The organism is Sporosarcina thermotolerans (assembly GCF_030067815.1).
Lineage (GTDB): Bacteria > Bacillota > Bacilli > Bacillales_A > Planococcaceae > Sporosarcina > Sporosarcina thermotolerans.
This window is the reverse complement of sequence record NZ_CP125968.1, coordinates 2,180,565-2,199,133: the sequence shown is the minus strand read 5'-3', so window position 1 is coordinate 2,199,133 and position 18,569 is coordinate 2,180,565. Positions and strand designations below refer to the sequence as shown.

The window sequence follows — 18,569 nt, the reverse complement described above, 5'->3', positions numbered from 1 at the left end:
AGTCTTATTGATAAAACTTTATCATATCTGGAAGGTTGGAAGCAATCCCCTACGAAAGCCTATCCCTGTTAGGTGAGTCTGTTATGAAAGGTCTTGGTGCATCCAATGTCATTGGATATCTAATGATTACACGCCGCATCGCGGCTGGAAAGAACGGTAAGAGTGGCCATAGATATGGAACACCCATTGGCTTAAGGGATGCTAAGTAGTAGACAAGAAGCACAATCCCCAAAAAGAACCCTGGTGCTCCCAAAATACCGGTTAAAACAAGTATGAAAACCCTAAACACCTTCGTCGTTAAACTTAATTCAAATGAAGGGATTGCAAACGTAAATATCGCACTTACAGCCACGTATAAAATTACCTCTCCGGTGAACAATCCTACATCAATAGCTACCTGACCAATAACGATTGCTGCAACGAGTCCCATTGCGGTCGACATCGGATTCGGTGTATGAATGGCCGCCATTCGTAGTACCTCGATACCGATATCCGCCATAAGTAGTTGGACGATCAACGGTACAGACCCTGGATCATTTGGTCCGATATAATTCAGCATAACTGGCAAATATTGCTGATGGGTTGCAACCAAATACCAAAACGGAAGAAGAACCATACTAATTAGCGCACCGAACAATCTTATCCACCTAACAAAGGTACCTGTAAATGGGGATTGACGATATTCCTCGGCATGCTGTAAATGATCAAATAAGGTTATAGGAACTAAAATTACAGAAGGAGATGTATCGACAATTACAGCAATATGTCCTTCCAAGAGGTAGGCTGCAGTAATGTCTGGCCTTTCCGTAAAACGAACAAAAGGCATTGGATGAAATCTCTGTTTGAAAAGAAACTCCTCCAAAGACTTATCAGTCATCGTCAGGCCATCGTGTTTGATCTCGTCAAGTCTTTTGCGAATAAGTGAAAGATGCTCCTCACTGGCAGCACCTTTCATATATGTGATTGCCACATCCGTTTTTCCATTTACTGTCGTTGAATGCATTTCAAAACGAAGATCTTCTGTCTTTAATCTTCTTCTTACAAGCGCGGTATTAACGATAATGTTTTCAGTAAAACCGTCCCTTGAACCTCTTATAACCTTTTCGGTGTCGGGTTCCTCAGGATTTCTTCCCGGTGAGCTTCGTAAATCGGCAAGGAAAGCATAGCCATTCGGTAAAATAAAACCGACTAAACCACTTAATATAGATGTAAGTAATGTATCCCGTTCATCCACATCTTCCAATGCGTAGTAAGGGAAATAATTTAAAAACCATTCAGGGTCATCTTTATGGCCCTCTTTTTGTCGAACCCTTCTTGCATTTCAGCTAATAGAATTGTCAAAAGCTGTCCATCCATAAGTCCGTTAATATAAAACATCATAACTGGCATTTCCCAAAGATGGACTGTTTTTGCGGTTGCATCAAATGTTTCATTCTTGCCAAATTTACTTTCAAACCATTTTTCTGCTTCTTTCAAAGATGTGAATAACTTCGCCATGCTTAGTCCGCCCTCACTTTATTGTCACTTTCATCTTGTTGTGAGCTCATCCATGTCTTTAATTGGGCAAGTATCTTTTTTTTCTAATCGGGAAACCTGTACTTGGGAAATGCCGATTCTTTCGGCAATATCACTTTGTGTGTAGTCAAGGTAATACCTCATATAGATGATTGTCTGATCACGTTTATTAAGTTTTGAAACTACATCTCTTAGAGGTATATGATCGAAGAATCTTTCAGAACGATCGTCCCGAAGTTGATCCATCAATGTCAAACTATCTCCTTCGTTTTCATATAGTTGCTCATGAAGAGAAGCAGGATCTCTTAATGCGTCTGAAGCTAAAATCACTTCATCTACAGACACTTCCAATGCCTCTGCAATTTCAGAGACGGACGGCGATTTACCATGGTTTTTAATATAATTATCAGTTGCATGGCGGATTTTAAAACTTAATTCGCGAATCGATCTACTTACTTTCACCATGCCGTCATCCCTTAAGAATCGTTGGATTTCTCCTACAATCATGGGCACAGCATAAGTGGAGAATTTCACGTCATAGGACAAATCAAATTTGTCTATCGATTTCATAAGTCCAATGCATCCGATTTGAAACAGATCTTCAAGATCCGCTCCTCGCGTTGAAAAACGTTGCACGATGGACCAAACTAATCTTGTATTCCCTTCAACCATCATGCGCCTTGCGTCCTTATCCCCCTCCTGGGATTGCTGGATAAGAACTCTCATTTTTTCCTGGGACAAAAGAGCATCTTGTCTTTCAACAGATGTATCCATCGGTCACCTCATTCTGCTTACTTCCGTGACCGGAGAAAACGTTTTCTCAAATCGAACTACCGTCCCATTACCAAGCGTAGATTCTACGGAAAGACTGTCTGAAAAACTTTCCATAATCGTGAATCCCATTCCGGATCTTTCCATTAATGGCTTTGTTGTAAACATGGGCTCCATAGCTTGTTCCACATCAAAAATACCTTCGCCATTGTCCTCGACGGTCATCATAACCTTGTTGTCGTCAATCACGGCATGAATCGTAACCAAACTTTTACCATCACAATTATATCCATGGATAATTGCGTTAGTGACGGCTTCCGAGACAATCGTTTTGAACTCTGAAATTTCTTCAAGTGTCGGATCGAGTGGTGTGATGAAACAAGTCATCGCCATTCTCGCCAACGCTTCATTCTCTTCAATCGCAACGAAAGATAATGTCATTTCATTTCTCATATAAGACCCTCCGATTTCACCAATTACACTGTCGATTGAGCCATGCCTGATATTGGAACCCAAACCTGAAAAGTTAAAAATCTTTTCCATCGTAGGAGACGGATTTACGATGATGGTTTCCCCATTGAATGGTGCAAGATCGCGCATTCTTCCTAAAATAAGGCCAATCCCCGCGCTATCCATGAATCCAAGCCGGCTTAAATCCCAAACGATTCCCCGTATTTTCCCCGTGAAGATAGAGGAAGATATAGTGGAACGAATCTTGTTTGCTTCAAGATTGTCCAACTCCCCTGCCAACGTTACTACCATAATGCCATCAATTTGTTTAATTTCAGCCATGCTGAATCCCTCCTTTATGCGGAACTATTCAACACGGGAAGTGGAAAACCCTTTTGCTCGACAGAAGTAGTCATACAATTCTTAAATCTCCTATCTTTCGACATTGCGTTCTACCTTAAAAGCCTATCCATTTTAAGGACGGTTTACACATGAAAGGAAATAAATTCTTATAGAATCTTTTGAAACGGATACCAAATAAAAAAACCATTCCTCGAACATTTTTGCTGTTCAAGGAATGGTTTATTTCATTCAGTAATCATTTTCTTAATTAACTCAGGTTTTTCTTGTATGTTATCTGAAACATGAATATGTTTTTGGATCAATTCGATGGATTTTGCTACATTTTCATTATTTGAATGAATAATAGCTAACGGCTCGCCCGCTGTAACAGTATCCCCTATTTTTTTCTCCAAAATAATGCCTACAGCCAAATCGATTTCGTCTTCTTTGGTCGCTCTTCCTGCTCCAAGTAGCATTGCAGCTACACCGATTTCATCTGCTTCCATTTTTGAAATGGTACCGGTAACAAGCGCCGGAACTTCGATTTCGTATTTTGCAGTTGGCAATAACGATGTGTCATGAATAATGCGAGCGTCTCCGCCTTGCGCTTCGATTAACTTGCCGAATAACTCCAAAGCCGAGCCGTCCGCAATGACGGCCTCCAACATTTTCCGAGCCTCTTCAAGCGAATCAGCTTTTTTGCCAGCCACAATCATCTTACTGCCTAAGACAAAACAGAGTTCGGTTAAATCTTCTGGTCCCTGCCCTTTTAGTGTATCAATCGCCTCTTTGATTTCAAGTGCGTTTCCGATTGCAAACCCTAAAGGCTGGCTCATATCGGAAATAACCGCCATCGTATCGCGACCAACCTGATGTCCGATTGATACCATCGAGTGAGCCAAAGCTTCAGCGTCTTCTTGCGTTTTCATAAATGCGCCATCACCTGTTTTGACATCCAAAACAATGGCATCTGCACCTGCAGCAATTTTTTTACTCATAATTGAACTTGCAATTAGCGGGATGCTGTTTACTGTAGCAGTGACATCACGCAATGAATACAGTTTTTTATCCGCAGGAGTCAGATTGCCGCTTTGCCCGATTACGGCAAGCTTAAGATCATTCACCTGTTTGACGAATTGCTCTTCCGTAAGTTCAATATGAAAACCTTCTATAGATTCAAGCTTATCAAGTGTACCGCCAGTATGTCCTAATCCTCTTCCGCTCATTTTGGCTACAGGTACACCACATGCCGCCACTAACGGTACTAAAATAAGAGTTGTCGTATCCCCTACTCCACCTGTGGAGTGCTTATCCACTTTGACACCTTCAATGGCAGATAAATCGATTTGATCGCCTGATTCAACCATCGCCAACGTCAAGTGCCCTTGCTCCTCGGCTGTCATTCCTTTAAAGTATACTGCCATTAAAAATGCACTTGCTTGATAATCCGGAATGGATCCATTTGTATATCCATCGATGAAAAATGTTATCTCATCTTTCGTAAGTGTTTCCCCGTCCCTTTTTTTCTCGATAATGTCAACCATTCTGAACACAGTCATCACACCTTTTCCGTTAATAAACTTAAAAAGCTTTCTCCAAACTGAGGTAGCTTCACGCCAAAGTTATCGGCAATTGTTGCACCAACATCCGAGAATGTATTCCGTAAAGGCAATTCGCCACCCTGTTTAAACAACGGTGAGTAAATAATAAGTGGAACATACTCCCTCGTATGATCAGTTCCGCTATGCACAGGGTCATTCCCGTGATCCGCCGTTATGATTAGCAAGTCGTCATCTTTAAGAGCCTTCATGATTTCTGGAATACGAGCATCAAAATCTTGTAATGCATTTCCGTAACCGATTGGATCTCTGCGGTGGCCATATAAGGCATCGAAATCAACAAGATTTGTAAAGCTTAGCCCATTAAAATCCGATTTCATGACGTCAAGCAATTTATCAACGCCATCCATATTACTTACCGTTCGTACCGCTTCCGTAACACCTTCTTCATTGAAAATGTCGGAAATTTTACCGACTGCAATAACAGATTGACCCACATCTTTCAGTTCATTCATGACGGTTCGATCGAAAGGCTTTAATGCATAGTCATGACGGTTTGTTGTACGTATGAAATTTCCAGGTTCGCCGACAAACGGTCTTGCGATTACCCTTCCAACAAGAAATTCAGGTTTTAACGTAATCTCGCGGGCTATTTCACAAATACGATATTGCTCTTCGATTGGTATGATTCCTTCGTGGGCAGCAATTTGAAGAACGGGATCGGCTGATGTATAGACAATTATTGCACCTGTTTTCATATGTTCTTCACCAAGCTCCTGGATGATTCCGGTTCCACTTGCTGGTTTATTGCCAATAACCTTCCTACCCGTCCTTTGCTCCAACTCTTCAATCAGTTCCCGAGGGAATCCGTTCGGATACACTTTAAATGGTTTATCGATATTAAGCCCCATCATTTCCCAGTGTCCTGTCATTGTATCTTTACCGACTGAGGCTTCTTGCATTTTTCCATAAAGCCCGATTGGATTTGGTTCGACATCGATTCCTTCAATTTCCTTTATATTCGATAAACCCAATTTTCCCATGTTCGGCATCTTCAAGCCGCCCATTCTTTCTCCAATATGTCCAAGTGTATCCGCACCCACATCACCGAAAAGTTCGGCATCCGGGGCTTCTCCGATCCCTACCGAGTCAAGAACTATTAAATGAATACGTTTAAATTGTTGTTTTTCCATATCGATTCCTCCAGTTTGTGTCACTGTATCTTTGAGTCTTCAAGCTCTTGGATGGAACTTTACATAAACATCCTTAAGCCTTGCCTTACTTACATGTGTATAAATCTGTGTTGTTGAAATATCCGCATGGCCAAGCATTTCCTGTACTGCACGGATGTCAGCACCATTTTCAATAAGATGAGTCGCAAAAGAATGACGTAAAATATGCGGCGTCAGTTCTTTTTGTATACCCGCTTTAACAGCATACCCTTTTAATATTTTCCAACAACCTTGCCTTGTCAAGCGGGTCCCCCTCATATTAACAAAAAAGGCATTTGTCCCTTTTGTTTTTGCAATGAATTCAGGACGCGCTTCCTTTAAATATGTAGAACATGCTCTTAATGCACCGCCGCCAAGTGGTATAATCCTTTCCTTACCACCCTTGCCAAATACGCGGACGAATCCCATTGACAAATGGACATCCTCGACATCAAGACCTATTAGTTCACTGACCCGCATTCCAGTACCATAAAGCAATTCCATAAGGGCGACATCTCGTTTCCCTTGAAATTTACTGCTCTCCGGCATTGATATTAGCTTGTCCACTTCTGCAACTGAAAGTACAGATGGTAATTTTTGCTCAAGCTTAGGCATTTCAAGGTGAACGGTCGGATCTTGTGTCGTCACTTTTTCACGTAATAGGAATTGATGAAAAGACCTCACCGAAGATATATGACGAGCTATCGTCCGAGAAGATTTCCCTTCTTCTTTCAATTTATGCAAATGTCGTAAAATGGAAGAACGATCTATTTTGTCAATCGATTCCATACCAATCTTTTCCATTGCATCAATATATTCAACAAGATCCCGTTTATAGGACGAAATTGTGTTTTTGGAAAGTTGCCTTTCTACCTTTAGAAAGTGCATATAATCTTCCAACGCAAATTTTCCATCTTTCATATTAAGCAGGCAAAATCGTTCAAGCCATTCCCTCCCTTACACTTAAATGACAAAAAGGGACAGCATCTCGCCATCCCTCTTTCACTTTTTACTCTCATTGCCTGAAGACTTACAACTTTGACAAACACCATGGAATGTCAACCAGTGGTCCTTAACAGTAAAACCATATCGGCTTTCGACAATTTTCTCCACATCGCCCAATAGATCTTCTTGTATTTCAGCAACTTTACCACATTCAATACAAATAAGATGATGGTGAAATCGTGATGCTCCTTCTTGTCGTAAATCATATCGGGAGACACCGTCACCAAAATTAATCTTGTCAACAATTTTCAATTCTGTCAGCAGTTCCAATGTCCGGTAGACAGTGGCCAAGCCAATTTCTGGTGCCTTCTCTTTAACAAGTAAAAAAACATCTTCAGCACTTAAATGATCTTCTTCGTTTTCAAGAAGGACCAAGACCGTAGCTTCCCGCTGAGGCGTCAACTTATAGCTGGCCCCGTGCAATTGCTTTTTGATCCGTTCAATCCGGCTCTCCATATGACGCCCCCCTCAACACTAAATCCATTATATCAAATGGGCCTTCAGTGTGACAACAGAAAGGGAATATGAAACTATTAAATGAGTTATTTGATAAGAAAATGAAAAATGGTCATTTCTATTAAAAAGATCAATAAACATAGGCCAGCTAAGAAAGGAACCGCTTGTAAGTTCCGTCCTTTCCTTGAAATCCGATTGAAAAATGGGGGACTTAAAACATTGCAGTAAACCAAATAAAGATAGCTAGACACTAGTTGGAACGGAACCACCAAATTGTATATGCCCATAATTTCATCCCTGAAGAGAGAAGATATGAAGATGATAATCCAAATAAAACGCACTTTACTGCACCGACAAAAAGAATGGCATGTCTTGTTTTACTATTCATCGAAAGAAGAAATGCAACAACGAAAAATATAATTAATGTCAATAAAGGTCTTATAAAACTTCCTTCACTGGACGAGATAACTCTTGGATAGAAAAACCCGATCCAGTTTTCGGATGCAACGACTGGAATTTCTCTAAACAACAATGCCCCGCCGATATAACCGACGGCTAGTACGATAAATAGATGGATAAATGATAAGGAACGGACCATAGGTTTCACCTCCGCATCGTTTCTATAACGTATGCTTGTCCGTTCCTAAATAGCTCATTTATTTAAAAGTATTTTTGCGTAAAGGATCCCAAAAGCTGTTTTGGCATCATAAATCCTTTCATCTATCACCATTTGCTCGGCTTCTTCGAGTGTACATTCTATTATATTAATGAATTCATCCTCATCCCCCATTGCCGGCTTTTCTATTTTATATAATCCTTTCGCAACGAAAATATGAATAATTTCGTTTGCAAAACCAGGTGACGTGGCAAATGACTGAATATAGTTGAAATGATTAGCCCCGTACCCCGTCTCTTCCTCCAATTCACGGAGGGCAGTCACTTCAATATCTTCACCGGGTTCGATCTTGCCAGCGGGGATTTCGATGATGGAACGGTTCAATGCCTTTCTGTATTGCTCAACGAGAACAAGTTTCCCATCTTCTGTAATTGGAATGATGGCAACAGCCCCCGGATGACCAACAAGTTCCCTTTTCGCTTGCTTGCCGTCGGGTAATTCGACTTCTTCAACACGTAGCGATATAATTTTCCCTTCGAACAATACATCGGATGAAATAGTTTTTTCCTCAAAACGATTATTCATTTTGACACACTCCTTTTCTCTTCCCAAGCAACAATTCTTTCCCTATTAACCTCTACATTGTACAGTGAAGTGAAGTGGATGAAAACAATTGTGGAGGTGCTCTGATGAAAAAAAGAGAGATTGGTAAGAGTGGTTTATATGCATCGGAACTTGGACTCGGGTGTATGTCGTTCCCTGACGACTTGGATGAAGTGAAAAACATCGTAGACGCGGCGCTGCACGCGGGCATCAATTTCTTTGATACTGCGGATTTATATGCTGGTGGCAAAAATGAGGCTTTGGTCGGAGAAGCGTTAAAAGGCCGACGTGATGAAATCATCCTTGCGACAAAGGTCGGCAACCGAATGCTTCCTAACGAGGAAGGCTGGCGCTGGGATGCATCGAAGAAATATATAAAAGAGGCTGTAAAAATGAGCTTAAAACGCCTTAAAACGGACTATATCGACCTGTATCAATTGCACGGTGGAACAATGGAGGATAATGTGACTGAAACGATTGAAGCATTCGAGGACTTGAAAAAGGAAGGACTCATCCGGCAATACGGAATTTCTTCGATTCGACCGAATGTCATCAAACGTTTTTTAACAAGCAGCTCCGCCGTATCCGTCATGATGCAATACAGTCTGTTGGATCGCCGGCCTGAGGAATGGTTTCCCATGATTCACGAAGCGGGAGCATCCGTAATCACAAGAGGGACATTGGCAAAGGGATTATTAACGGATGAAGGTGTAGCAAGGGCGGAAAAAATGAACAGCTTTGCTGAATATGGTCCAGAAGATTTAAAGAAGACTGTTCGGAAAGTACATGAATCCACGAATGATGTGCATGCGTCCGCTCTTTCATTCAACTTAAACGAAGATGTTGTTGCTTCCGCGTTAATTGGGGCCAGCTCAACGGATCAACTCCTTGATTCGATTCTCGCTTATGAAAAGTTGGTGGAGCAATCTGAGGTGGACTCCATCACGCAATTGACCGAATCACATCAATACGTGCAGCACCGACCGTAAGTCTGTAACATTATCGAAATAAATCTGTAATGATTAGGAAACTATTTCAAGGGTATCTAACAAGTAGGCAACAATTAAAGATTACACCTTGGAGGAGATTTCAATGAAATTACTAACTGAAGACAAGAAATGGTTAAAACTTGGAGCTGCAACATTCCTATCCGTAGGATTACTCGCAGCATGTGCAGATGGCGAAGACGATACGGACGTAGATATCAATAATCCACCTGCCGATGTAGAAGATGGCACAGATACAAATGTCGATCTTGACGTGGATGATGGTTCTGATACGGACACGGATACGGATGACAGCAAATAATTCAGCAAAAAAGAGACCTCATTCAGGTCTCTTTTTTTACGTAGAAACTCCGAATAGTATACAAACATCATAAATTCAAACCTTTTATCTCGTAATCATTACCAATATTTCAAAAGGGTTAAGTCCACCTAAAAACCGTTTATTCTTTTCAACTTCGGCTATATATGGACTGTAGGCCACTACAAAAATATCAAACTAAAAGGAGAGATATTACAATGGCTAAAAACAACAATAATAATAACAATCGTGGAAAAATGTCGTTAGAGGAAGCTGGACGTAAAGGCGGAGAAGCTACTGCAAAGAATCATAACAGGGATTTCTATGAAGAGATTGGGCGTAAGGGTGGAGAGGCCACAGCCGAAAACCATGATAGGGGTTTCTACGAAGAGATCGGGCGTAAAGGTGGAGAAGCTACCGCTCGAAATCATGACAGAGATTTCTATGAAGAAATCGGACGTAAAGGCGGAGAAGCCCGTGCTCAACAAAATGAAAACAATAATAACGGCCGTTAAATAGCAAAACACAAATAGTTTACAGGCCTAAACAGCCGGAAGAGTTTAGCATTACCTCTTCCGGATGTTTTTTTGTATAGCTCATGCAGTTATTCCAGTAACGTCTAATTCCAATACAATCGGGCAATGATCGCTTCCCATTATATGTGGGTGGATATCAGCAGTTTTCAATAAGTGATTTAAACGCTCGGAAACGATGAAATAATCAATGCGCCAACCGATGTTTCTCTCCCTTACATTTCTCATATAGGACCACCAAGTATAGGCATGTTCAACTTCTGGATTTAAATGACGGAACGTGTCGATGAAGCCCGCATTTAATAATGCAGTCATTTCCCCTCTTCTTCATCGGTAAAGCCGGAGTTCCCAACATTCGTTTTAAAATTACGGATATCGATGTTTTGATGAGCAACATTTAAATCTCCACAGAAAATGACTGGTTTTACTTGATTCAGCTGAATTAAGTAGTCTCTCATTCTTGCTTCCCAGTCCATTCTGAAAGGAAGCCGGGCCAAATCCCTTTGTGCGTTTGGTGCGTAGACATTTACTAAGTAGAACTGTGGGAATTCCAATGTTAGAATTCGTCCTTCATCTTCTGTATCCAAATCGCCTACTCCATATTTGACGCTTAGTGGCTTTTCTTTTGTGAAAACTGCCGTACCTGAATAGCCTTTTTTCAATGCATAGTTCCAATACTGGTGGTACCCCTCCAGCTCGAGCTCGATTTGTCCGCTTTGCAATTTTGTTTCTTGAATGCAGAAAATGTCTGCGTCCTGTTCTCCGAAATAATCGAGAAAGCCTTTCTTGACACAGGCTCTTAATCCATTAACATTCCACGAGATCAATTTCATGATAAAAACTCCTTCATTAAACACTACATTTCATTGTACTAAAAAAGAGAGTGTCCTGAAAGAATAATAGCGGTAAGATGATTTGCTTTGGACGCATTGGAATTCTCGTTCTTCGATGAAAAGTTCTCGTTTACGTATCCAGAGTTCTCGTTCCTCATTGGAAAGTTCTCATTACCACTCCTGAATTTCTCGTTCTCCATTAAAAAGTTCTCATTTACCAAATGCTACACAAAAAAATGCTGTCCAGACTATTTCCTGGACAGCTTCTTTACAAGTTCTATTATTTTGCGTTAAATGCAACTGCGATTTTCGCACCAACCACAGCGTTATTTTTAACTAAAGCGATATTCGCTTCAAGGCTACGGCCTTCTGTAAGATCTTTCACTTTACCTAACATGAATGGTGTAACGTCTTTTCCTGCAATGTTTTGCTCTTCTGCTTCTTTAAGCGCCGTATTAATGATACCGTCGATGAACGACTTTTCCATAGCATCTGCTACTGGAATTGGATTAGCGATAACTGCGCCGCCTTTTAAGCCAAGGTCCCATTTCACACGAAGAATGTCAGCAACTGTCTCTGGGTTGTCCACGCGGATGTTAAGTTTGAAATCACTTTCACGCGTAAAGAATGCCGGAAGGACATCCGTGCCGTAACCAACGACTGGTACACCATTCGTTTCCAAATATTCGAGTGTCAATCCGAGATCAAGGATTGATTTCGCACCGGCACAAATGACAGCAACATCTGTTTGCGCAAGCTCTTCCAAGTCAGCAGAAATATCCATTGTCGTCTCAGCTCCACGGTGGACGCCGCCGATTCCGCCAGTTACGAAAATTTTAATGTCCGCAAGAGCTGCAGCAATCATTGTAGTCGCAACTGTTGTCGCTCCAAGTTGTTTTGTTGCAAGTAGATACGCAAGGTCACGTCTTGATGCTTTTGCAACTCCTTGACTATTACCGAACATTTCAAGTTCATCATCTGAAAGACCGATTTTGATCTTCCCGTCAATAAGGGCAATTGTTGCAGGAACTGCACCGTTGTCGCGGATGATTTGCTCTACTTCGCGTGCAGTTTGCACGTTTTGCGGATAAGGCATACCGTGTGAGATGATTGTAGATTCTAATGCAACTACCGGTTTTCCTGCAGCAAACGCCTCTTGTACTTCGTTTGAATACTCTAGATATTGTTTCATGATAATTCCTCCAATTCTTTTTTAAGAAGTTCTCTGTTCAATTCTGGTCTTACTGTAAAGGGGCTCTCTATGTTTTTGCCGCATTCATTAATCCCATACGGATATTGTCTTCCAAAGAACCTTCCACTAAATGTCCATGAAGCAATCCTGAGACAAACGCATCCCCTGCCCCGGTCACATCTTCTACATGCACATTTTGCACGGCAGGGAAACGGATTGGTTCCCCCCCAGATGCAGCCGCCATGATTCCTCTCGATCCGGCTGTGACAACAACATTTTCAGCACCAAATTTTAGTAATTCCTGGACAGCTTTCTTCCAGTCCGCTTCATTGTCGATTGTTAGACCTGTATAAGTCTCTGCTTCATCCTGATTGCAGATGAACCATGTCACTCCTTTTAGGTCACTCGGCATCCTATTCATCTTTGGTGAAGAAACGGGAATGATTACAAGTTGGTTTCCTTTTTGACTTGCTAAGTTTTTAATATAATCGACAGATTCTTTTGGACAGTTTAAATCAATGATGATCATAGATGCGTTTGAGATGACCCTCGATTTTTCCTCTAAGTAGACAGTATTCAGCGAATCATAGATTTCCATATTCGCTAAAGCGATGACAAGTTCTCCCGTCGGATCCAAAACTGCTGAGTAGGAGCCCGTTGATTTACCAATCAATTGGCCTACATCCGAAACGTCCATATAGGACGAGGATACCCTCGAAATTACATCCCAGTCACTATCATTTCCAGCAACCGTCAAAAGTCTGACATGATGCTGTAGGCGACCTAAGTTTTCAGCAATGTTTCGAGCTACTCCTCCGACAGAAACAGTCATCGAAGCAGGATTGGAAGTTCCAAGTTTAGTTTCTTCATTTAAATGGAATTTCCTATCTATATTTGCACCGCCAATACAGATAATTTCCTTTTCTTCTGGGATAATATATGCTCGACCCGAAATCTTCCCCTGTTTAATCAAACCGGAAATGAGATTTGCTAACGTTGGTCTTGACATGCTAAGGGCATCAGCCATTTCTTGTTGCGATAAATAAGGGTTGACTCGAATTAAGTCAAGAACAGCCCTTTCCTTTTCATTCAATTCCATCACCCTTTAAACATTTGTTTTTATTATAAACTTTTGTTTTATATATTTCAAGAAAAAGTTTGATCGACACTATATAAAGATAAGTCAATGTCTACAGTATGCCCAAGGGCCATGTTAGCTAACTGCTTTCCAAGGTATGGACCGACAGTTAACCCTGATGCACCTAAACCATTAGCAAATAGTAGCTCGGGATGTCCGGGCACTTCACCGATTATCGGCAAAAATCCTGGCGTAAACGGCCGTAAACCAACCCGTACTTCTTCAAATGTCGCTTCTGCCAAACCCGGCACAACTTTCATCGCCTTATCTAAAACTTCATACATTCCACCCGCTGTAGGTTCAAAAATGTTACGGGCCTCATCTTCATGTGTAGCGCCAACTATAATTTTCCCGTCATCTGACGGCACGATATATTGGTCGGTGGGTGGCATGACGACTGGCCATTCTGATGTATCTTGAATCGGCAACCGCAAATGAACGATTTGTGCCTTCTGTCCAGTCACCGATACATTTAACCCAAGTGGTTCCAACAGGTTACCAGCCCACACTCCAGCAGTAATGATCACTTTAGATGCTTTAATTAATTCCCCATCCACTATGATGCCATCTACTTTATTTCCCTCTGTAGTCAGTTTCGCAGAGCCAAACCTCACCGATGCTCCATGCTTTCTTGAAGCATTGATAAGTGCATCCCTCAATGCTCTCCATCGACCCGTGCAGCTCCCTCTACAAAGATTGATGAAAATCCTTCCGATAATGGCGGAAATAGATTTGTCGTCAATGTTTCATTCAACAGTTTGACTTCTCCGATTTCCGGTGCTTCTGTCCTTCTTTTTAGTGCTCGCTCTTGTATCTTCTCAAGCTTACCCATTTCACTATGTAAACTAATCGCGCCTACCCTTCGGTACCCCGTTTTAGTCTCGCCGTCTTCCTCCAACTGTTTTATCAATTCCGGATAATAGGATGCTCCTCCTTTTGCCAAAGCATACCAGGCTTTATTTCTTCGTTGCGAAATCCAAGGGCAAATGATCCCTGCTGCGGCATCTGTTGCCTGTCCTTTATCCTTTCGATCGACAAGTATTACTTCCGATCCCGTTCTCGCCAAAAAGTAAGCAGTTGACGCACCTAAGATTCCCCACCGATTATGATGAAACGTTCCATATTAAACACCTTTTCTCTTTTTAGGTATAGTGTACAAGCTAAAATTCATACATACAAACATAGTCGAAATGAAACCGTTTTCATAATTGAAATAATAATGAAATAATTCCAATCTTTATTTTCTTTTCGAAAAGAAGTATAATTATTCTTATTAATTAGTACATAACAAAAAACTAAAACGAGGAGATTTGATCGGCATGAGAAATTTACCCATCCAGACTATACTGAGCGATTCAAGAAAGAGAAGCCGAATCCAGAGACACTTGTTTTCGGTAGAAGTTTTACCGATCATATGTTCACCGCGGAGTATGATGAAGGGATAGGATGGCATAGTCATCGAATTGTACCATATGCCCCTGTCACTTTGGATCCTGCTGCAATTGTTTTCCACTACGGTCAAACAGTTTTTGAAGGTTTAAAAGCGTATCGGTCAAGTGATGGAACGGTAAGGCTTTTCCGTCCTGAAGAGAATATGAAAAGGATGAACCAATCATTAGACCGCCTATGCATGCCTAAAATTGATGAAGAAATGGCATTACAAGCGCTAACTGAACTTATCCAAATTGAAAAGGATTGGATTCCTACCCTAAAAGGCACTTCACTATATATCAGGCCATTTGTGATAGCAAATGAGGCTTTTCTTGGAGTTGCTCCATCTAAAAAGTATCAATTCTTCATTATTCTATCCCCAGTAGGCTCATATTATAAAGAGGGCATTCACCCTATTAAGATTCTTGTTGAGAATGAATTCGTCAGAGCAGTAAAAGGCGGTACGGGCGGGGCAAAAACTGCTGGGAATTATGCATCCGGATTAAAAGCCCAAGAAGTTGCAAATGAACGCGGGCTTTCCCAAGTTCTTTGGCTGGATGGAGTTGAACGTAAATATATCGAGGAAGTCGGCAGTATGAATATCTTCTTTAAAATAGATGGGGAAGTTGTTACCCCTGCCATCAATGGCAGTATCCTTGAAGGTATTACCCGTAAATCGATTCTTCACTTGCTCCATCATTGGAATATCCCGGTTGCAGAGAGAAAAGTTTCAATAGAGGAAATCCAGGAAGCTTTTGAAGCAGGAAAGCTTGAAGAGGTATTCGGAACAGGAACTGCGGCCGTCATTTCACCTGTTGGAGAATTGAATTGGGACGGTTATAAAATGGTCGTAAACGATGGAAAAACTGGCCCCTTGGCAAGGCAGCTATTCAATACGTTAACAAATATTCAAACCGGACTTGCAGAGGATCCCTTTGACTGGGTCTTGGAATTGAAAAACGAGTTGGCTAAGCTCGCATAAAAAAGGCAGAGAGGAAATTGCACAATTCCTCTCTGCCAATTTCTATAGGCTTACAATCTATGCGATCTTTTGATATCGATTCAATAAAATATCAAGTTCTTGGCTACAGGCGACCACTTCAGGATGTGTCAGTCCACGATTTTTTGCTTTTTCTACCATCTCGGTCCTTTTGATGAAAATCATTACAGATAAAATCTGTTTATCAATCAATCCCATTTGCAACTAATCCTCCATCAATTTATTATCCTTGCTCATCATAATTGACTTTCACTGAAAAAAATGTCGGATATGTAACGACAATCGAAAGTTTAGACACTTGTCATAAATCTGTCACAATTAAAAAGGATAGGCATGTATATTTTAATACATACCCATCCTTATAGGATATAAACTTATATTTGACGAATTATCTTGCTTCAGGGAACATACGATTAATGCTTGTCGTCACTTCTTCAAAGAAGCCTGCCACAGGATGACCAGCCCGTATTTGATTTCCATATTCCGTAAAACTTTGTGCCACTTCTGGATTAAAGGAAATGTACACATTATTGAAATCAGTACGAACTTTCCTTACTTCATCCGCAATCTTGGTCTTTAATGCCTCATCTTCTTTTACACCCTTCTTCAAGACAACTCCAATATACGCGTTGCGGTTAGTCACTAATACATTGGAACTTTCCACTTCTTTAAGCGCAGTGATTTTATCTGCAACATCGTCAGCAACTTCGACATTCGTCTCTCCGGTTGTGTTGTTCACAGTACCGTTATTGTTAGTACCGTTATTGTTCATAGTACCGTTATTATTTAATGTACCGTTTGTTCCTGCAGCGCTCTCTCCAGTCCTATTTACGTCATTGGCAGCATTGTTATCCGTTGTAGTCTTAGGATTATTTGTTCCGCATCCAATTAATAAAACCGTCAAAACCAAAGATAATGGAACCAAAGCTATTTTTCTCATCGTTAATCACTCCTTATTTTTTCTTTCAACTGTATGATGTGTAAAATACGCTTTTCTATTCACAAAAAAAAAAAACGGATGACAAACCCATCCGTTTTCAGTAAAAAATCATTAAAATTTCGAACCACTATCTCCATATTCGTCCAAAAGTTCCGCAAAAGATTTATTCTTTTCCCGCTCTAATTTTTCTTTTCGTATTTTTTCGAGACGCTCTTCTTCCTTCGCCTGTGCACTTGCCAACAACTCTTTTTTCGCCTCTTTTAATTTATCTACAATATCATTATCGAGTGAATCCATAAGAGTTGCCTTTTCGTTCTCTTGCTTTTTCGGCGAAAGCTGTTTCTTCGTTTTTTTCTTTGCCATACGGTTCACCTTCTTTCTTTATGGAAGTTGAACGATTGTGGCCACACCTTGTCCCCACCGATGCATAGTGTAGCAAGGCCGGTTTTTGCCTCACGACGCTTCATTTCATGCAGCAATGTGACGAGAATTCTTGCCCCACTTGCCCCAATTGGGTGTCCAAGGGCGATTGCACCACCATTGACATTCAATTTTTCTTTATCAAATTGAAGTTCGCGATCTACCGCAAGTGATTGAGCGGCAAATGCTTCATTTGCCTCAATCAAGTCTATATCCGCCAATTCCAATCCTGATTTTTCTAATACATTTTTCACAGCTTGCACAGGTCCAATACCCATAACAGCTGGATCCACGCCCGCATTAGCATTTGCTTTGATGATTGCCAAAGGCTCAACACCAAGTTCTTCTGCTTTCTTCTTTGACATGATGACGAATGCCGCTGCACCATCATTTATGCCGGATGCATTACCTGCTGTTACACTGCCATCCTTTTTGAATGCCGGACGTAATTTCGCAAGCTTCTCAACTGTAGTGCCGCCTTTCACATACTCGTCTGTATCAAAGACCATTGGATCGCCTTTACGTTGAGGTATTTCAACTGGAACAATTTCTTCTTTGAACTTTCCACTTTCAATTGCCACTATAGCTTTTTCCTGTGAAGCAGCCGAAAACGCATCTTGTTCTTCCCTCGTTAAAGAATAGCGTTCACATAAATTTTCCGCAGTAATGCCCATATGATAATCGTTGAAGGCACACCAGAGTCCGTCAGAAATCATACTGTCGATAACTTTTTGGTCACCCATTTTAAACCCATCCCGTGCATTTTGGAGTAAAAATGGGGCTTGGCTCATATTTTCCATTCCACCCGCAACTACAATATCCGCGTCACCCGCGATAATTGCCTGTCTTGCGAGATGCACGGCTTTCAATCCTGAACCGCATACTTTATTGATCGTCAATGCGGGCACAGTTTCCGGTAGACCAGCTTTAATAGCTGCTTGGCGTGCTGGATTTTGACCAAGGCCAGACTGTAGGACATTACCCATGATCACTTCATCAATATCTTCTGCTTTAACACCTGAACGCGAAAGAGCTTCCTTAATAACAATTCCGCCAAGCTCAGTAGCAGATACATTTTTCAAGGATCCCAAAAACGAACCAATTGCTGTGCGCACTGCACTGACGATTACGACTTCATTCGACAAAACGATTCCCCTATCATTTGATGACGCTTTCAAATTCCCAAAAATGTCTTCATTCTGAATTGCCCTTTATTGCATCCCTTCAGTACAATAGAAGTAGGAGGGAT

At 41.2% G+C, this 18,569-nt stretch carries 17 protein-coding genes and 6 pseudogenes; 4 read left to right on the top strand and 19 right to left on the bottom strand.

What is annotated here, in order from left to right; all coding sequences use genetic code 11:
• Window positions 1-49: 49 nt before the first annotated feature.
• The 11 genes and pseudogenes from QNH10_RS12450 to QNH10_RS12405 form a co-directional block, all read right to left on the bottom strand.
• On the bottom strand, window positions 50-1,234 hold the full coding sequence (locus tag QNH10_RS12450; protein ID WP_347177877.1) for a spore germination protein: 1,185 nt from the start codon (window positions 1,232-1,234) through the stop codon (window positions 50-52).
• Window positions 1,235-1,263: 29 nt separating this feature from the next.
• Window positions 1,264-1,497 (bottom strand): hypothetical protein, encoded by a 234-nt coding sequence (locus QNH10_RS20655; RefSeq protein ID WP_347177876.1) that lies wholly within the window; start codon window positions 1,495-1,497, stop codon window positions 1,264-1,266.
• 2 nt (window positions 1,498-1,499) lie between these two features.
• Window positions 1,500-2,289 (bottom strand): annotated as a pseudogene (locus QNH10_RS12445) (SigF/SigG family RNA polymerase sporulation sigma factor).
• Window positions 2,290-2,292: 3 nt separating this feature from the next.
• Entirely contained in the window at window positions 2,293-2,739 is a 447-nt protein-coding gene (gene spoIIAB / locus QNH10_RS12440; RefSeq protein ID WP_283734627.1) for an anti-sigma F factor, read from the bottom strand.
• Window positions 2,740-2,847: 108 nt separating this feature from the next.
• Window positions 2,848-3,048, bottom strand: a pseudogene (locus QNH10_RS12435) (STAS domain-containing protein); the annotation flags it as partial.
• A 275-nt stretch (window positions 3,049-3,323) separates the two neighbouring features.
• Complete coding sequence (locus tag QNH10_RS12430) at window positions 3,324-4,622, bottom strand: pyrimidine-nucleoside phosphorylase (protein ID WP_283734626.1); 1,299 nt, start codon at window positions 4,620-4,622, stop codon at window positions 3,324-3,326.
• 14 nt (window positions 4,623-4,636) lie between these two features.
• Entirely contained in the window at window positions 4,637-5,830 is a 1,194-nt protein-coding gene (deoB, locus tag QNH10_RS12425) for a phosphopentomutase (RefSeq protein ID WP_283731799.1), read from the bottom strand.
• A 39-nt stretch (window positions 5,831-5,869) separates the two neighbouring features.
• Window positions 5,870-6,769, bottom strand: a complete 900-nt coding sequence (gene xerD, locus QNH10_RS12420) for a site-specific tyrosine recombinase XerD (protein WP_283731798.1) — start codon at window positions 6,767-6,769, stop codon at window positions 5,870-5,872.
• 81 nt (window positions 6,770-6,850) lie between these two features.
• Entirely contained in the window at window positions 6,851-7,309 is a 459-nt protein-coding gene (fur, locus tag QNH10_RS12415) for a ferric iron uptake transcriptional regulator (protein WP_283731797.1), read from the bottom strand.
• A gap of 250 nt (window positions 7,310-7,559) precedes the next feature.
• Window positions 7,560-7,907: a hypothetical protein gene (locus tag QNH10_RS12410; RefSeq protein WP_283731796.1), complete on the bottom strand. Its 348-nt coding sequence runs from the start codon at window positions 7,905-7,907 to the stop codon at window positions 7,560-7,562.
• Window positions 7,908-7,961: 54 nt separating this feature from the next.
• Entirely contained in the window at window positions 7,962-8,510 is a 549-nt protein-coding gene (locus QNH10_RS12405) for an NUDIX hydrolase (protein ID WP_283731795.1), read from the bottom strand.
• A gap of 104 nt (window positions 8,511-8,614) precedes the next feature.
• Here QNH10_RS12405 and QNH10_RS12400 point away from each other — a divergent pair, with 104 nt between their 5' ends.
• The 3 genes from QNH10_RS12400 (at window position 8,615) to QNH10_RS12390 (ending at window position 10,348) form a co-directional block, all read left to right on the top strand.
• The gene (locus QNH10_RS12400; RefSeq protein WP_283731794.1) at window positions 8,615-9,517 is read left to right on the top strand and encodes an aldo/keto reductase; all 903 of its coding nucleotides are present in this window, start codon (window positions 8,615-8,617) and stop codon (window positions 9,515-9,517) included.
• A 103-nt stretch (window positions 9,518-9,620) separates the two neighbouring features.
• Window positions 9,621-9,836, top strand: a complete 216-nt coding sequence (locus QNH10_RS12395) for a hypothetical protein (protein ID WP_283731793.1) — start codon at window positions 9,621-9,623, stop codon at window positions 9,834-9,836.
• A 215-nt stretch (window positions 9,837-10,051) separates the two neighbouring features.
• On the top strand, window positions 10,052-10,348 hold the full coding sequence (locus QNH10_RS12390) for a KGG domain-containing protein (RefSeq protein WP_283731792.1): 297 nt from the start codon (window positions 10,052-10,054) through the stop codon (window positions 10,346-10,348).
• Window positions 10,349-10,429: 81 nt separating this feature from the next.
• On the opposite strand, the pseudogene QNH10_RS12385 reads toward QNH10_RS12390, so the two are convergent.
• From QNH10_RS12385 to QNH10_RS12370, 4 genes and pseudogenes are all read right to left on the bottom strand, one after another.
• Window positions 10,430-11,199: pseudogene (locus QNH10_RS12385) on the bottom strand (exodeoxyribonuclease III).
• Between the two features lie 280 nt (window positions 11,200-11,479).
• Complete coding sequence (locus QNH10_RS12380; protein ID WP_283731791.1) at window positions 11,480-12,391, bottom strand: pseudouridine-5'-phosphate glycosidase; 912 nt, start codon at window positions 12,389-12,391, stop codon at window positions 11,480-11,482.
• A 67-nt stretch (window positions 12,392-12,458) separates the two neighbouring features.
• Window positions 12,459-13,484 (bottom strand): PfkB family carbohydrate kinase, encoded by a 1,026-nt coding sequence (locus QNH10_RS12375; protein ID WP_347177875.1) that lies wholly within the window; start codon window positions 13,482-13,484, stop codon window positions 12,459-12,461.
• Between the two features lie 53 nt (window positions 13,485-13,537).
• Window positions 13,538-14,651, bottom strand: a pseudogene (locus QNH10_RS12370) (NAD(P)/FAD-dependent oxidoreductase).
• A 235-nt stretch (window positions 14,652-14,886) separates the two neighbouring features.
• Between QNH10_RS12370 and QNH10_RS12365 the strand changes: the two are divergent.
• Window positions 14,887-15,942: pseudogene (locus tag QNH10_RS12365) on the top strand (branched-chain amino acid aminotransferase); the annotation flags it as partial.
• A 57-nt stretch (window positions 15,943-15,999) separates the two neighbouring features.
• On the opposite strand, the gene QNH10_RS12360 reads toward QNH10_RS12365, so the two are convergent.
• The 4 genes and pseudogenes from QNH10_RS12360 to QNH10_RS12345 all read right to left on the bottom strand — a co-directional run bounded on the left by QNH10_RS12360 (window position 16,000) and on the right by QNH10_RS12345 (window position 18,465).
• Window positions 16,000-16,158, bottom strand: a complete 159-nt coding sequence (locus QNH10_RS12360) for an aspartyl-phosphate phosphatase Spo0E family protein (RefSeq protein ID WP_283731790.1) — start codon at window positions 16,156-16,158, stop codon at window positions 16,000-16,002.
• 190 nt (window positions 16,159-16,348) lie between these two features.
• Window positions 16,349-16,900 (bottom strand): YhcN/YlaJ family sporulation lipoprotein, encoded by a 552-nt coding sequence (locus tag QNH10_RS12355; protein WP_283731789.1) that lies wholly within the window; start codon window positions 16,898-16,900, stop codon window positions 16,349-16,351.
• Window positions 16,901-17,011: 111 nt separating this feature from the next.
• A complete protein-coding gene (locus QNH10_RS12350) occupies window positions 17,012-17,263 on the bottom strand; it encodes a YqkE family protein (RefSeq protein WP_283731788.1) in 252 nt (83 codons plus the stop codon).
• Window positions 17,264-17,281: 18 nt separating this feature from the next.
• A pseudogene (locus QNH10_RS12345) lies at window positions 17,282-18,465 on the bottom strand (acetyl-CoA C-acetyltransferase).
• Between the last annotated feature and the right edge of the window lie 104 nt (window positions 18,466-18,569).

Bases quoted from the DNA above. Each gene is read 5' to 3' on its own strand.
- fur (WP_283731797.1), bottom strand. From the start codon at position 7,309: ATGGAGAGCCGGATTGAACGGATCAAAAAGCAATTGCACGGGGCCAGC.
- spoIIAB (WP_283734627.1), bottom strand. From the start codon at position 2,739: ATGAGAAATGAAATGACATTATCTTTCGTTGCGATTGAAGAGAATGAA.
- xerD (WP_283731798.1), bottom strand. From the start codon at position 6,769: ATGAAAGATGGAAAATTTGCGTTGGAAGATTATATGCACTTTCTAAAG.
- QNH10_RS12405 (WP_283731795.1), bottom strand. From the start codon at position 8,510: ATGAATAATCGTTTTGAGGAAAAAACTATTTCATCCGATGTATTGTTC.
- QNH10_RS20655 (WP_347177876.1), bottom strand. From the start codon at position 1,497: ATGGCGAAGTTATTCACATCTTTGAAAGAAGCAGAAAAATGGTTTGAA.
- QNH10_RS12395 (WP_283731793.1), top strand. From the start codon at position 9,621: ATGAAATTACTAACTGAAGACAAGAAATGGTTAAAACTTGGAGCTGCA.
- QNH10_RS12360 (WP_283731790.1), bottom strand. From the start codon at position 16,158: ATGGGATTGATTGATAAACAGATTTTATCTGTAATGATTTTCATCAAA.
- QNH10_RS12355 (WP_283731789.1), bottom strand. From the start codon at position 16,900: ATGAGAAAAATAGCTTTGGTTCCATTATCTTTGGTTTTGACGGTTTTA.
- QNH10_RS12350 (WP_283731788.1), bottom strand. From the start codon at position 17,263: ATGGCAAAGAAAAAAACGAAGAAACAGCTTTCGCCGAAAAAGCAAGAG.
- deoB (WP_283731799.1), bottom strand. From the start codon at position 5,830: ATGGAAAAACAACAATTTAAACGTATTCATTTAATAGTTCTTGACTCG.
- QNH10_RS12400 (WP_283731794.1), top strand. From the start codon at position 8,615: ATGAAAAAAAGAGAGATTGGTAAGAGTGGTTTATATGCATCGGAACTT.
- QNH10_RS12430 (WP_283734626.1), bottom strand. From the start codon at position 4,622: ATGGTTGACATTATCGAGAAAAAAAGGGACGGGGAAACACTTACGAAA.
- QNH10_RS12410 (WP_283731796.1), bottom strand. From the start codon at position 7,907: ATGGTCCGTTCCTTATCATTTATCCATCTATTTATCGTACTAGCCGTC.
- QNH10_RS12390 (WP_283731792.1), top strand. From the start codon at position 10,052: ATGGCTAAAAACAACAATAATAATAACAATCGTGGAAAAATGTCGTTA.
- QNH10_RS12380 (WP_283731791.1), bottom strand. From the start codon at position 12,391: ATGAAACAATATCTAGAGTATTCAAACGAAGTACAAGAGGCGTTTGCT.